The sequence below is a fragment of the Mesorhizobium sp. FG116 genome, assembly GCF_057809835.1.
This window is the reverse complement of sequence record NZ_JBMDKS010000027.1, coordinates 1-13,729: the sequence shown is the minus strand read 5'-3', so window position 1 is coordinate 13,729 and position 13,729 is coordinate 1. Positions and strand designations below refer to the sequence as shown.

Annotated in this window: 10 protein-coding genes; 4 read left to right on the top strand and 6 right to left on the bottom strand. The window is 60.3% G+C overall.

Going from position 1 to position 13,729, the window contains the following annotated elements; translation table 11 throughout:
• The first annotated feature begins 12 nt into the window (after window positions 1–12).
• Entirely contained in the window at window positions 13–891 is an 879-nt protein-coding gene (locus tag ACODTY_RS18780; RefSeq protein ID WP_488995729.1) for an endonuclease/exonuclease/phosphatase family protein, read from the top strand.
• Between the two features lie 17 nt (window positions 892–908).
• On the opposite strand, the gene ACODTY_RS18775 is transcribed toward ACODTY_RS18780, so the two are convergent.
• A complete protein-coding gene (locus ACODTY_RS18775) occupies window positions 909–3,428 on the bottom strand; it encodes a cation-translocating P-type ATPase (protein ID WP_488995780.1) in 2,520 nt (839 codons plus the stop codon).
• Window positions 3,429–3,846: 418 nt separating this feature from the next.
• On the opposite strand from ACODTY_RS18775, the gene ACODTY_RS18770 reads away from it, so the two are divergent.
• Window positions 3,847–4,251, top strand: coding sequence for a baeRF12 domain-containing protein (locus tag ACODTY_RS18770; protein WP_488995728.1), 405 nt, complete (start codon window positions 3,847–3,849; stop codon window positions 4,249–4,251).
• A gap of 656 nt (window positions 4,252–4,907) precedes the next feature.
• Here ACODTY_RS18770 and ACODTY_RS18765 read toward each other — a convergent pair.
• Window positions 4,908–5,668, bottom strand: a protein-coding gene (locus ACODTY_RS18765; RefSeq protein ID WP_488995727.1) for an IS5 family transposase whose coding sequence is annotated in 2 segments (ribosomal slippage) — window positions 4,908–5,065 and window positions 5,065–5,668 — 762 coding nt in all. Because the reading frame shifts where the segments join, the coding sequence is not laid out codon by codon here.
• Between the two features lie 108 nt (window positions 5,669–5,776).
• The gene (locus ACODTY_RS18760; RefSeq protein WP_488995726.1) at window positions 5,777–6,955 is read right to left on the bottom strand and encodes an alpha/beta hydrolase fold domain-containing protein; all 1,179 of its coding nucleotides are present in this window, start codon (window positions 6,953–6,955) and stop codon (window positions 5,777–5,779) included.
• 307 nt (window positions 6,956–7,262) lie between these two features.
• Here ACODTY_RS18760 and ACODTY_RS18755 point away from each other — a divergent pair, with 307 nt between their 5' ends.
• Window positions 7,263–7,709 (top strand): hypothetical protein, encoded by a 447-nt coding sequence (locus ACODTY_RS18755; RefSeq protein ID WP_488995725.1) that lies wholly within the window; start codon window positions 7,263–7,265, stop codon window positions 7,707–7,709.
• Between the two features lie 105 nt (window positions 7,710–7,814).
• Here ACODTY_RS18755 and ACODTY_RS18750 read toward each other — a convergent pair whose 3' ends face one another.
• Window positions 7,815–8,771 carry a hypothetical protein gene (locus ACODTY_RS18750; protein WP_488995724.1) on the bottom strand — a complete coding sequence of 319 codons (957 nt, stop codon included), beginning with the start codon at window positions 8,769–8,771 and terminating at the stop codon, window positions 7,815–7,817.
• Window positions 8,772–9,056: 285 nt separating this feature from the next.
• Between ACODTY_RS18750 and ACODTY_RS18745 the strand changes: the two genes are divergently transcribed.
• Window positions 9,057–9,695 carry a hypothetical protein gene (locus ACODTY_RS18745; RefSeq protein ID WP_488995723.1) on the top strand — a complete coding sequence of 213 codons (639 nt, stop codon included), beginning with the start codon at window positions 9,057–9,059 and terminating at the stop codon, window positions 9,693–9,695.
• 309 nt (window positions 9,696–10,004) lie between these two features.
• Here ACODTY_RS18745 and ligD read toward each other — a convergent pair whose 3' ends face one another.
• Window positions 10,005–12,509 (bottom strand): DNA ligase D, encoded by a 2,505-nt coding sequence (gene ligD, locus ACODTY_RS18740; protein ID WP_488995722.1) that lies wholly within the window; start codon window positions 12,507–12,509, stop codon window positions 10,005–10,007.
• 3 nt (window positions 12,510–12,512) lie between these two features.
• Window positions 12,513–13,388, bottom strand: a complete 876-nt coding sequence (gene ku / locus ACODTY_RS18735; protein WP_488995721.1) for a non-homologous end joining protein Ku — start codon at window positions 13,386–13,388, stop codon at window positions 12,513–12,515.
• Between the last annotated feature and the right edge of the window lie 341 nt (window positions 13,389–13,729).

Here is a 13,729-nt window from a genome sequence, read left to right as displayed (position 1 = left end):
CAAAGGCAAGCCATGAGATTCAGGCGCAGGATCGACAAGGAGACGAAACCGATCATGCACAGGTTCGGCCCCGCGAGGGTCCTCGAACAGCTTCGAATGCGTCGGCAGCGCGCCGGACAATCGCCGACCGCGGCGGGCATGGGCGAGCCGGGCATGCTGGTGGCGTCCTACAACGTCCACAAATGCGTCGGCGCCGACGGAAGGTTCGACCCCGAGCGAACCTTCAGGGTCATTCACGAAATAGATGCCGACGTCATAGCCCTGCAGGAGGCCGAGAGGCGCTTCGGTAACCGGGAGGGCTTGCTCGACCTCGCCCGTATCGAGCGCGAAACTGGTCTCGCGCTCGTGCCTGTATCAGGAAACATGCTAACACATGGCTGGCATGGGAACGTTCTGCTTTTCAGACGTGGCGTCGTCCGCGACGTTCATCAGCTCTCCCTTCCGGGGCTGGAGCCGCGAGGCGCGATCGTCGCTGAACTCGAACTGGAAGCCGGCGGCGCCGTCACGATCATCGCGGCGCATTTCGGGCTTCTTCGCCGTTCTCGCACCCATCAGGCTCGGTTGATACAGGAAATCATGAACGCCCATGACGAGGTTCCAGCATTGCTGATGGGCGATCTCAACGAATGGCGACTCAACGGACGTTCCGCGCTCCACACATTCGACGCCGCATTCGGTCCACTGCCGGCGGCCGTTCCCAGTTTCCCCTCCCGATTGCCTCTCCTGGCACTCGATCGAATGATCGCAAACCGCAAGGACCTCCTCTCGCCCATCATGGCTCACGACACGCCGCTGGCACGTCTGGCATCCGATCACCTGCCGATCAAGGCATATGTCAGGCTCTCACCGGGGCACTCGCATACTGCCAGAGATGAACTCGAGGCAGCCTGAGACAAGACAGAGCATGTTCAGAACCTGAGTCGGTCGCGCCAGATTGTCTTGGCGAATTCGAGGACGATCAGGGTGGCTGCGGCCGCAGCCAACATGAGGCCGATGGCGTCCCGGTGTAATGGCCCGAACCTGAACAGGCTCCGCACGGACGGCTCCAGCAGGGCGAGCAGGAGAATGACGGCGACTGCGGCAAAAATCCACGCGAGCGTAGGATTGGGCCTTCGGATCGCCACGACGAGCGACGAACTGAAGGAGCGGTTGACGAGGACAAGGCTGGCCACACAGAAAACCAAGGCGGCGAAGGTAAGTGCCCTCACCTCGTCTGCCGGCATGCCGCGCCGAAGGCCGTAGATGAAGATCGCGCCTGTCAGCGCCAATACCAGCGTACCCTGCAGGACGCTCCAGAAGATCAATGGCCAGGAGAACAACGGCTCCGACGGCGGCCGCGGCGGACGGCGCATGACATCTTCTTCTTCGCTTTCCGCCTCGAAGACCAGAGTGCAGACCGGGTCGATAGCCAACTCGAGGAAGGCGATGTGAATCGGACTGAAGATGATGGGAAGACCGAAAGCCAGCGGCAGCAAGGCCAGGCCCGCGATCGGCACGTGTACGGCGAAGATGAAACCCATCGCCTTGCGGATATTGTCGTAGATGCGCCGCCCGAGCCGGATAGCCGACACGATTGAGCGGAAATCGTCGTCGAGCAGGACGATGGACGAAGCTTCGCGCGCAACGTCCGTGCCACGGCCGCCCATGGCGATGCCGATATGCGCGGTCTTCAGCGACGGCGCATCGTTGACGCCGTCTCCGGTCATTGCAACGATTTCGTTATCCGCTTTCAGTGCCTGCACGATGCGAAGCTTCTGTTCCGGCATGATCCGGGCGAACACCGTCGCGCTCCGGGTACGTTCCTGCAACTCTTCGTCACCGAGCTTCTCCATCATCTCGCCGGTTATTGCTGCCACACCTTCGGCCAGGCCGGCGCGGTGGGCGATAGCAAGAGCCGTCGCGGGATAGTCGCCGGTGATCATGACGACGCGGATACCCGCGCAGCGGCAGTCGCTGACGGCCTGCGGCACGCTCTGCCGCAAGGGGTCGGCCAGACCGACAAGGCCGAGGAATGCAAATGCGAAGCCGTTCGGCGTGTCGGGAAAGGCTTCGCCTTGATGGGTTGCTTTTGCCACGCCCAGAACCCGGAGCCCTTCTTGCGCCATCGCGTCCACTGCCCGACTGACCAAGGCAAGCTCTGCCCTCCCAAGTCTGCAGAGCTCGACGATTGTCTCGGGTGCGCCCTTTGTGGCGACGGTGTATTCCGCCTTCGCCACATCATCGCGCCAGACATTTGTGACGGCGAGGAATTCCGGCCTCAGCCCATAGCTTCGTACCAACGTCCGACCAGCCGTCGTGATGTCCGAGATTCGCTCCCTCCGGAGGTCGTGAAAGGCCTTTTCCATCGGGTCGAACGGCTGAGGCGCGCTGGCCAGTAACCCGTAGAAAGCCAAGGTCCGTGCGTCTTCCGCCATCGACGCATCAGAGACCTCGTGGCAGCCTAGCTCGTTGCCTTCCATTGGGCGCAACTCGGCGACCGACATGCGGTTCTCGGTGAGCGTGCCCGTCTTGTCGGTGCACAGCACCGTCGCCGAACCTAACGTCTCTATGGCCGCCGCCCGGCGCGTCAGAACGCGGGCGCGCGAAATCCGCCACGCGCCCATGGCCATGAATACGGTGAGCACGACCGGAAATTCCTCTGGCAGCATGGCCATGCCGATGGTGATGGCGGCAAGCACCGCATCCAGCCAGCCACCGCGCAACATGCCGTAGAGCGCCAGCACAACGAGGCTGACAAGCCCTCCCCCGATGGCGGAAAGGCGTACCAGACGCAATGTTTGAGCACGCAGGCGCGATGGTTCCGTCTCGATGCCATGTAACGACTGGCCGATCTTGCCGATCTCGCTTTCCGACCCGGTGGCGAAGACCTGTGCGATACCACTGCCACGCACGATCAGCGAGCCGGAATATACGTAGGGAAGATCATCGCCCCCCGGCCTGACACTGGGCGCAGGTGTGCCAGTCATCGCGGTTTTGCGGACCGGCAGCGACTCTCCCGTCAACAGCGACTCGTCGGCTTGAAGATCCTGGCCCCGCAGAACTGTCGCGTCCGCAGGTACGCGATCACCTTCCTCGAGAACGACAAGATCGCCGCGCACCACCTCGCGTCCCGGGATGCGGCGGCGGGCACCATTTCGAATGACCAGAGCACGCGGACTTGTGAGGTCACGCAACGCCTCCAGCACGCGCTCAGTGCGTGTTTCCTGGATCACGGTGATCATGATCGACATACTTGCGAAGGCGAGCAGGATAAGCGCTTCCTCGCGATCGCCCAGCAGAAAGTAAATGATGCCACCCGCGAGCAGTAGCGCCAGCATTGGCTCACGTAGCACCTCCAGCACGATGGTGAGCGCCGTTCGATGCTCATGTCTTGGAAGCTCGTTGTAACCTTCCGCCTTCAGCAGCCGGGCCGCTTTTTCCTCGGCCATCCCCTGGAGGGAAAAAGGTTGGGTGGCTTCGTCGTACGGGTCATCCAATATGGCCTCCTTGCGGGGTCGGGGCCCGAACGGCAGGGACAGCCCGCCAGTCTACGGCAAGGGTATCGACCGACTTTGATTCAGCGCAAGACAATCCGCCTGTGAACCATGCCGAAATGAAACAGGTTTCTCGACTGGCGAACCAGACGAGTGCCGAACGCGAACAGACATGGTTCTGTCTGGTTTCGAAAAGAAAATGCGCGTCAAGAGCCTGATGAAATTGAATGCGTCATGAAAATAACGGAAACTGGATCCGAGGTCCTGCTGCGCCCAATCTCGATCGGTGACTTGACCAGGATCAATGCTACGCCGACCGATGCCGATAGATGGAAAAGGACGAAAAGGCCGCACGAAACCTCAGGACGGGAAAATGATACTGCCAAATGACACCACAGTTGCCGTCTTGGATGGCGAGAAGTTGCGCCTATTTCGCAACAAGGGCGTCGAGCCTCGCATCCAGTTGGTGGAGGAGGCCGTGGCTGATGTCCAGGTAACCAACCAGGGCTCGGGTGCCAGGCATCGCAGCACATCCGCAAATCCCGACCGGCGCCGACTGGAAGAAGACGACTTTGCTGCGAGCGCCGCAGCACACCTGAACCGGCTGATGCTGGACGGGGACATCATTTCGCTGTTCATCATCGCAGATCCACGGACGCTTGGGGAGTTGCGACGCCACTTCCATGACGTAACCCGGAAGAACCTGATGGGCGACCTTGCCAAGGACTTCACCGGCGGCAGCGTCGAGACAATTGAGACTGCCCTTGCCAAGGCTTGACTTATCCGGCCTGTTCAAAAGAATGGCATTGAGGCTGCCCGTAGCGGTGGCCCTTGTTGGCACTACCAAGAATACTGACGATTCAAATGATGAGGCGGTCGGGTCGAGCGTTCCCGGTTCCGATCGTTGGAGGCAGACGACTGGCGATAGTCAGTTATAGACTCGTCCGTTCCCTATCGCCTTGTTGCCGATAACGAGATCGCATGAACGCTTTCTTGACGATGTTGCCTTATAAAACTTCTATTTGGTCGCTCTGACAAATGCATGGTGCAGCTTTCGCCCTGATAGTGAACACAGGCCTCTTTGCGATGAGCTTTGGCATTATCGCTTTCACCAATCCTACCCACCGATCATCTTACGCTGTTGGCTTGAGCTATGCCGTTGGCATGTTGACGCCTGAACTGATGGGGTGGATGCCTCCTCCGGCCGGCATCGGCGTATGATGCCTGCTCAGCGCCATGGTGGCGCTTACGGAGGAGAGGCAGATGACAGCAGTCCACATCTTGGCGATCGACCTCGCGAAGCGGAGCTTTCAGGTCTGCGCGACGGATCGCGGCGGAGCGTGTGTGGATGCCCCCGGTTTGGCAAGAAGATTTTTGACGTTAGTCCGCGAACGAGGAATTCTATCGGTCGTGTGTCAGGCCTCATGGTGTGGCCTAGGGCGTGGACTCATAAGCGCGCAGCCATAGTCGGATTGAGGCGAGCTTGACGAAGGCAAGGTAATTCGCGGCGCGCTTGTCATACCGGGTGGCGATCCGGCGGCACTGCTTGATCCTGTTGAAGAACCGCTCGACCAAGTTTCGCGCCCGGTAAGGTAGGGGCTGAAGCAGATCGGCTCCTTGCGATTTCGTTTTGGCGGAATGTTCGCCCACGCGCCTTTCTGGCTGGCGAACTCCCTGATCCAATCAGCGTCATATCCGCGATCCGCCAGTAAAGTTGCTCGGGGTTGCAGGTCCGCCAGAAGAAGCGAACACAGCCGATTGTCGTGTGCCTCACCAAGTGTGAGGCCGAGGCGCGTTGGCAAACCAGCGGCGTCTACGACCGCATGAATCTTGCTGGTCAGTCCGCCTCGTGAACGACCCATATGTTGCTCGCGATTACCGGCGATACAGGCGCCGCGCTGGTGCACGCGCACGACCGTAGTATCGATCATCTGCACCGCCGCGTCATGAGCGCTGGCGAGGGTATCCATGATCTGATCCCAGACGCCAGCGCGGCGCCACCGAACGAGGTGATTGCAGCAGGTAGTGTGGGGACCGAAGCTCTCTTGCAGATCGCGCCAAGGCGCACCTGATCGCAAGACCCAGAAGATGCCGTTGAGGATACGGCGATCGTCGACGCGGGGAACGCCGCGCGGCTTGTTCGGGAGCATCGGTCTGATGATACTCCATTCATAGGTGCTGAGTTCATACCGCATGATTCGTGCTCCGATTTTTTTGGCGAGCTGGAATCACACTTCCGGAGTCGGCGTCAAAGCGGATATGATCCCGCCACCCAGTGCTTCGCATACGACCCGAAGCCGACGCTACGACGGCGCGAGGCCGCGCGATTGCAGATAGTGCTCGGTGATGGTGAGCCGCGCCTGGTTGCCGATCGAATTGGCTGCGATCTGGTTGTAGACGTGATTGGCGAAGGGTATGCGCACCATTTCGATGTCAACTCCCCCAGCCCTCGCCGCGTCGACAAATCCATAGACGCCATCGGAGACCACAAGGCCGTCCTTTTCGGGTTCGATCACAAGGGTGGGTGGAGCCTTCTTAGATATGTAGGTGGCCGAGCTGATCGCCTTTATGCGGTCGGGGAACTCCTCAGGCGTGCCGCCAATATAGCCCATCATGAGCATCTGCGGCTCGAAGCCAGGCACAGGGAAGCCGCGCTCGTATGTCGCGACAGGATCAACCGCTGGATATTGCACAACGACAGCCTTAGGCACGGGGATCGGCCCGCAGCTCGACGCCGCCGTTCCGAGCGCGGCGCTGTAGCCAAGGTTCACTGCGAGATTGCCGCCCGCAGAGTCGCCGAGGAGAACGATGCGTTCTGGATCGCCGCCCAGGCCAGCCGCATTGGCATAGACCCAGGCAAGGCCGCAGGCGACGTCGGCGGGTGCCTTGTCCCAGGTGGGGGCGTCGGGCTTGAACAGCCGATAATCGATGCTCACCACCACCCAGCCGCGATCGGCGAACCAGCGCAGGTCGGCGGCCGTCTCGGTAGTAGTGCCGACCATGAAGCCGCCGCCGTGAATATAGACGTAGACCGGCGCGCCCAAGACCTGCCCGGGCGGCAGATAGATCGCCGCATCGAGGTTCTGTCCGTCGAAGGTTGTGATCGTCACTGTCCTATCCGGAGGCGGCTCGTCAATCTTGCCTAGCGCCAGTCCGGCAATGGGGTTGGCCGATCCTCCACCCGAAACGGCTGCGGCCATGATGCTGCCCACGATGAAGGAGGATGCGAGCAGCGACATGGTGGAAACAAAGACCGCGACGCGACCCAGCCACAGCGGGCCCCATCGCCAACCGGCAAGAGCGAGCAGTGTGGCCACAAGCGCGAGCACTGTGAAATGTGGACCGAAAGTGGTCCACATCGACGACGCCGTCGTCGCGGCGTTGCTGCTGGTGGGATCGAGAGCCGCTCCTATGGCAAGTGCCAGCACAAGGGCGGCCACGACGATCGCCACAAGACTCAGCAAGCCGAGCAGCCAGTGCATCAGGCGTCCCCCTCCATTCGCCCGACACTAGAGCCACCTGCCGACGATAGTCACCTTGTTCGCTGGGGCCAAGCGGGGTGATGGCACATTTAATCTCGGCACTCCAGAATAGTTGGATATTTGTGTCATTCAAGCCTTCGGCATGAAGCGACTGACCCAGCTGGCCACCCGAGTGACCGCTTTGGCGCATTCCGGTGTTTCGCCCGGCGCTTGGCGACTTTGTGGAGATCGGCTCTAGTAACGGAAAGTGGCGAGCTATCGGCCAAGCGTTTATGAGTTCACGGCCTAATCGAAACGCGTCGTTGCGATGTTTTTTGATATTCTTGCCATCGATTTTTTCGCCTGTTTCCGCGCGTGCGGTCAAATCGAGGAAGGCGCGGGCCTTGAAGGGAATGAGCAGCGTTTCGTCGATGACCGTGACGCCGTCCACCTGCCGTTTGGCCGTCTGCAGTGCGTCGTAATAGCTCTCATCCAAGAGAATCGCCGAAAGGCTGACGATATCCTCTTCTACGGGGATGGGCGTCAGGCCCACATCTTCCGAAAGATCGAGGGTCCCCGGCTTGCGCGAAAAGAGCTCGATCATGAAAGGGAAGCTTTGATCCTTTGGCTTATGAAAGCGATAGAACTCCTTCTTGCCATCGCTTCGCTCGCGCGCCTGATATCCGCCTGCATCCAGAAACGCCTTGAAGGCCGCCAAATGCAGCGTCGACCACCTCGAGACAGAGCACCATGTCGATGTCCTTGGTCGCTCTGAATGGGAGACCGGCGGCATCGAACAGCAGGTCGCATGCCGCACCGCCGATGATCGCGTAGTGGCCCTCATGCCCGGCGAAATGCTCCTGGAACTTCTCGATGCCGGCTACCATGGGATGTTCTCCAAAAGATTTTCCGCCGCCATGGCGACACGTTCGTCACGGTGATCGCTGAACTGCGCGTAAAGCGACAGAGGGTCCACGGTGTCGGTGTCAGACAATGCAGCGGGGTCGTAGGACCACGTTTCGACGGCGAGATCGGCTTGATCGCGGCTGGTTTCAACGAAGCCGGAGGCCTGTGCGATCGCCTTCCAATCGCTGGCGGCGACAGCGTAGGTGACGATCAACGGCCGAGATAGATCGGTCAGCGCGGCAAGCGCCGATTGGCCAGCCTGCTTGAGCGGTGCCTGGAAGTGGTAGCCTCGGACGAACTTTACAGCGCGCACCGGGCTGCGGAGGAGATCGCGCGCTGCCTCGAACAGCTGGCGTCCATCGGACTTGAACCGGATATGTCTTTCCTTGCCATGCTTTTCGGTAAGCGCGACGCCCGATTCTACCAGGTCGTCGAAAGCGCGACCGATCGACATTGCCGAGTAGCGCAGTCGCGCCGCAATAAGCGACGGGGTCGTCGCATTCTCGTCGTGCCGCAAAAGATGGTCGAACAACACGGCCTGAGCCGCTGGTGAGAGACCGTCCTCATGCCGTTGCCTGGGAGCGCGGAAATGTTCGCGCAGATCCATGGCGAGGTCAGGGATGTAAAGCTGGTTGCCCGGAACGACGAAGGGCACCCCTTGGCCGATGAGGCGTGAGCGATTATGCGCGCTCAGCGACGGAGCTGCGAAGACGACAATTGCATCAATAGATTTGCGAACCAGACCGATGTGCTTCGCGATGGCGGAAGGGGTAGCGGCATCGTTTAAGGCGGCAAGAAAGACACACCGCCTGCCGGCTATTGGGGCTTCGTAGAAAGTGTAGGCTCGCTCGAGAAATGACGGCAGGCCGTGCGTTCGCAAATTCCCCGACCAGAACGCTGTAATGAAGCGTGTCTCCGAGATAGCGTTCAAGCGCTCCGGCGAACGCTCCCTTGGAGATAATATGGTCCATTCCTAACATTGATCCGGACGCTAACAGTGCCAGAGTTTATGCAAGGACGATGTTAGGAAAGCTCGTCGGCAACTCACACGAAAGGGCGGAGCGGTAGGGTGCAGGACGAGCTTGCACCTGCCTGCTAAGTACTGCCGCGACCGTCTCCGTGCGGAGACTACGGAAAATCGTGAAGCACTCTAGCGTACCCTCGACGGCCCAAGACTCGCTCACTATCCTCACCTAACATAAGTGAGGATAGTGAGTTGCGGCATCAACTGCTCAACATGATGGATGGGTGCAGCGTTTTCTCCGGCGGCATACCCGGGCGGAAACTGCAAACGGCGTTGAACGCCGCAACACCGTCCGTCGACGTGCCGACAGCTACTTTCCTCGACTTCAAAAGCGTGGCAGTGGCGACGAGCTCCTTCCTGCGCGAGGCGGTCATCGGCTTCCGCGACTATGCGCGCTTGTCCCTCGTCAACGTCTATCCAGTCGCTGCCAACTTGGAGCCCGCGGTCCTCGAAGAGCTCGAGTTCTTCTTGCGCAGCCGCAACGACGTGATCTGGGCCTGCGACCTCGACGAAACTGAACGAGTGAACGGCGCGCGGTTGCTGGGGGACCTTGATCCGGCTCAGCGGATGACGTTCGACGCAGTCCGCGAATTCGGGGCTGTCACCGCGCCTGAACTCGCCGCGCGCTTCCCGGATCAGAGCATTGGCCCGACCGCCTGGAACAACTGCCTCTCCGGCCTCGCCGCGAAGGGGCTCCTGGTTGAGCGAAGGATCGGAAAAACCAAGTCGTTCAGCCTCCTTCTGGAGATTACGAATGGGTCTCGACTACATCCGCGCCCAAACGGGCAAGCCGTGGAAGAAGCGTTGGAACGGCGGATCGAACCGCCTTAAGCAACCGACCCTGCTCGATCTCACAATGTCAGAGGCCGCGCGCATCGTAACGGTCGAGCTTCAACCTAGTGTATCGCCGAAGGCGGGGCGGAGGAAGGCAGGATAACGGGGGTATCCGGCATTACTCAGTAGGTGTTTCGTTTCAGTATATGGCGACGCATGTTCGCGATACATCGCGAATTGATTGTGGCTGCCCCTGACAGCGGTCGGCACCAACTCCGGTCATTTTCTATTGACGAACGCCTGCGTAAAATCCTTCTTTGTTGAAGTGGTCCCTATGAAGCTTCCTCTTGCGAGTCCGAAATAAGCTCAAGACTGGCTTGAGGTCTGTTTGAGCGCCTTGCCCTTGGTGAAGAAGTCGCGCCAAGGGTCGTCGGCACCCAGCCGTTTCAATGTCGCCTTGTCGCCGAGCGGAAAGGCATTCGGAGCAAGACCGGCCTCTATCTCGGGCCATGTCACCGGCATGGAAATGGTGGCGCCCTTCCTGGCGCGCGACGAATAGGGCGCGACCGTGGTGGAGCCGCGGCCATTGCGCAGATAGTCGATGAAAATCTTGCCGGTGCGCGCCTTCTTCGACAGCGTGGCGGTGAAGCGGTCCGGTTCGGCCTGTTCCATGGCGCGGGCAAAGTCGTGGGAGAACCCCTTGACCTGATCCCACTTGGCCGCCGGCTTCAGCGGTACCACGACATGGTAGCCCTTGCCGCCCGATGTCTTGACGAAGGTCGGCAGCGACAGATCCTGAAGCTTGTCGCGAATGTCGAGCGCCGCCTTGCGGACCTCATCCGTGGCCACGCCTTCATCGGGATCAAGGTCGAAGACGATCTGGTCTGGCGTATCGATTTCATCGACCTTGCAGCCCCAGATGTGGATTTCGACCACGCCGATCTGCACCAGAGCGGCGATGCCGTCGAAATCGCGGACAAAGAGGATCTCCTCATTGTCCTCGGGGTCCTTCGACTTGAAGATGTGTTCGCTCATGCCGGGCGAAGCGTGCTTCTGGAAAAAGCGCTGGCCATCGACGCCGTCGGGCGCACGCACCAAAGCCAACGGCCGTTCGACCACAAACTGCTTCATGCGCGGCCACACCAGCGCATAGTGATCGAGCAGATCCTGCTTCGACACTTTCTCGTCCGGCCACAGCAGCTTTTCGGGATGCGTGAGTTTGACGGATGTTGAGGCATCCGCTGCCTGTCGATCCTGCCGCGTGGCCTTCGACGCTTTCGGCTTTTCCTGCACGACGTCCTCCGCCGGCTTGTCCTCGCGCAACCCCTGGAAGGATGCGTGCCTGATTATACGGTCCCCGGTCCAACTGCGAAACTCGACTTCTGCGACAAGTTCAGGCTTGACCCACACCAACCCCTTGCCGTGTGGAACGGCTGCATCAAAGGGCGATTTCGCGACCTTGAGGCGATCCAGCTTCTTCTTCAAATCATCGGCGATCCTTGATGAAAAGCCTGTACCGACACGTCCCGCGTAGTGCAGCGAACCGCCTTCGTGATAACCGACCAACAGGGAGCGCAGGCCGCGCCCGGTCTTTTCCGAAGGAAGGTAGCCGCCGATGACGAACTCCTGCCGCTCGGTGCATTTAGATTTGATCCAGGATGCGCCGCGCCCGCTTCGATAGGGAGCATCCGCGCGCTTGGAGACGACCCCTTCGAGACCCATGCGGCAAGCGTGCTTGAGCATGACGCCGCCCGGTTCGGTGAAATGATCGCTGAAACGCACAGCGGATTCGTCTGGCTGGCCAGCCAGAAGTTCGCGCAATGCCGCCTTGCGCTCGACCAGCGGCTCGGCGCGGAGATCGTTGCCATCGAGCCGCAACAGGTCGAAGGCGTAGTAGACAAAGCGGTCGGCCCGCCCTGCCGACAGATCGGCTTGCAACAGGGAGAAGGAGGAGACGCCGTTGTCTCCCAGCACCACGATCTCGCCGTCGAGAACGGCGTCGCTGCATTTCAAGGCGCCAAGTGCGGCAACGATGCCGCCGCCAAAGCGCTCGGTCCAGTCGAGGCCGGTGCGGGTCAAAAGCCGGACATCCGTGCCGGCGATCTGGGCCTGCATGCGATAGCCGTCGAACTTTACCTCGTGCAGCCATTCCTTGCCGGACGGCGCCTGCCGTTGCAGGGTCGCCAGCTGCGGCTCGATGAACTCGAGCTTCTTTGCCGCTGCCGAGCGCGCCTTGCCGGCGGCAGGCTTGTTTGAGTGCCACACCCACGGTTTCTTGCCCTTGGCCGTCTTGCCGGCTCCGACCTCTTCGACGGTGAGGCCCGACTTCACCGATTGCGGCGCATCCTGCAAAATGTCTTCGCCCGGACGGGCGGCAGCATCATCGGACTTGATCAGGAGCCAGTTGTCGCGCTTTTCTCCCGCCTTGGGCTTCAGCCGCACAAGGTGCCATTTGCCGTTGAGCTTGTGGCCATGGAGTTCAAAATCAAGATGGCCTTTCCTCATACCCTTTGCGGGGTCATGTTCGGGCTGCCACGTGCCTTCGTCCCAGACGATCACCGAACCGCCGCCATACTCGCCCTTGGGAATGGTGCCTTCGAACGGCGCGTAATCGATCGGGTGGTCCTCGACATGGACCGCCAGCCGCTTTTCGTGCGGATCGAGACTTGGGCCGCGCGTGACCGCCCAACTCCACAGCACGCCGTCATGTTCGAGACGAAGATCGTAATGAAGCCGCGTTGCCGCGTGCTTGTGGATGACGAAGATGCCGCCTGGCCCTGCGGCCGAGGCCTTCTTGCGCGGCGCTGTGCCCGAAGGTTCGGCAGTCTTCCTGAAATCGCGCTTGGCGCGGTATTGCTCGAGTGCCGGCATCGGTCAAGCGGACTTGCGCTTCGGTGCGCCGCCTCGCTTCGAAGAGGCCGGCTTTGCCTTTGATGCCGGTGCGGTCTTTTCCGAAGCCTCGTCCTGCCCGCCATCTGCGGCGAGGCTTTTCTTCAGCGCGTCGAAAAGGTTGACCACGTTCGACGGCTTCGATGCCGCCTTGGCCTTGGGCGCCTTGCGACCCGCCTTCTTGGCACGGATCAGTTCGAGCAGCGCTTCCTCGTATTTGTCATCGAACCCGGACGGGTCGAACTTCGCTGCCTTCTTGTCGATGATATGCTCGGCGAGATCGATCATCTCCTTGTCGGTCTTCACCTGCTTGATGTCATCAAAGACCGTGTCCGCCTGGCGCACGCTGCTGTCGTAGCGAAGAGTGGTCAAGACCATGCCCTTGCCAAGTGGCTCAATCACCACCGGGCGTTCGCGCCGGTACAGGACGATGCGCGCAAGGCCAGCCTTCTTCTTCGCAGTCATCGCTTCGCGGATGACGGCAAAGGCATCCTCGGACACCTTGTCCGCCGGCGCGAGGTAGTATGGCGTGTCGAGATAGATCTGCTGGATGGAGGATTTGTCGACGAACCCGTCAAGGCTCATCATGTTGGAGGATTCGATCTTGACCGCTTCGATCTCGTCTTCCTCGATGTGGACGAATTCGCCGTCGTCCACCTCATAGCCCTTTATCTCGTCGCCATCCGCGATCGGCTTGCCGGTTTCGGCATCGACATAGATCCGCTTGACCGTGTTGCCGGTCTTTCGGTTCAGGACGCGAAACGAAATCTTCTCCGAATGGGTCACGACATTGGTCAACTCGACCGCGCATGTGACGAGCGAAAGTTTCAGGTAGCCTTTCCAGGCGGGGCGTGGCGCCATGTTCATTTTCCTTGTGAGGAACGGAAAAGAACGGACTAATCCGCCGGCGGTTCCATCATGACCGAGCTCAGACAGCGCATTCGGCTTCGGCTAGGAATATTTTTGGTGAGCAGCGCTCAGCCTTGATAAGTTGGGCTCTCTTTTGGATCAGGCTCTATGGACTGCCCGTAAAATTCGACAATGGCCCAAACCACGGCGGCCAGTGCAAGCGATACAATCAGAACGACAAGGACAGGCCGTCCACGCAAGCCTTGACGCGCCTTTGTCGTGGGGAAGTTTCCAGGCATGGGTGTCAATGACCGCGGAATCGGGACCCTTTTTTTTCATGTAAAAGGGACCCC

What these genes read in the sequence shown, in the direction of transcription:
- ACODTY_RS18780 (WP_488995729.1), top strand. Translation starts at nt 13, where the DNA reads ATGAGATTCAGGCGCAGGATCGACAAGGAGACGAAACCGATCATGCAC.
- ACODTY_RS18775 (WP_488995780.1), bottom strand. Translation starts at nt 3,428, where the DNA reads ATGGCCGAGGAAAAAGCGGCCCGGCTGCTGAAGGCGGAAGGTTACAAC.
- ACODTY_RS18770 (WP_488995728.1), top strand. Translation starts at nt 3,847, where the DNA reads ATGATACTGCCAAATGACACCACAGTTGCCGTCTTGGATGGCGAGAAG.
- ACODTY_RS18760 (WP_488995726.1), bottom strand. Translation starts at nt 6,955, where the DNA reads ATGCACTGGCTGCTCGGCTTGCTGAGTCTTGTGGCGATCGTCGTGGCC.
- ACODTY_RS18755 (WP_488995725.1), top strand. Translation starts at nt 7,263, where the DNA reads ATGTTTTTTGATATTCTTGCCATCGATTTTTTCGCCTGTTTCCGCGCG.
- ligD (WP_488995722.1), bottom strand. Translation starts at nt 12,509, where the DNA reads ATGCCGGCACTCGAGCAATACCGCGCCAAGCGCGATTTCAGGAAGACT.
- ku (WP_488995721.1), bottom strand. Translation starts at nt 13,388, where the DNA reads ATGGCGCCACGCCCCGCCTGGAAAGGCTACCTGAAACTTTCGCTCGTC.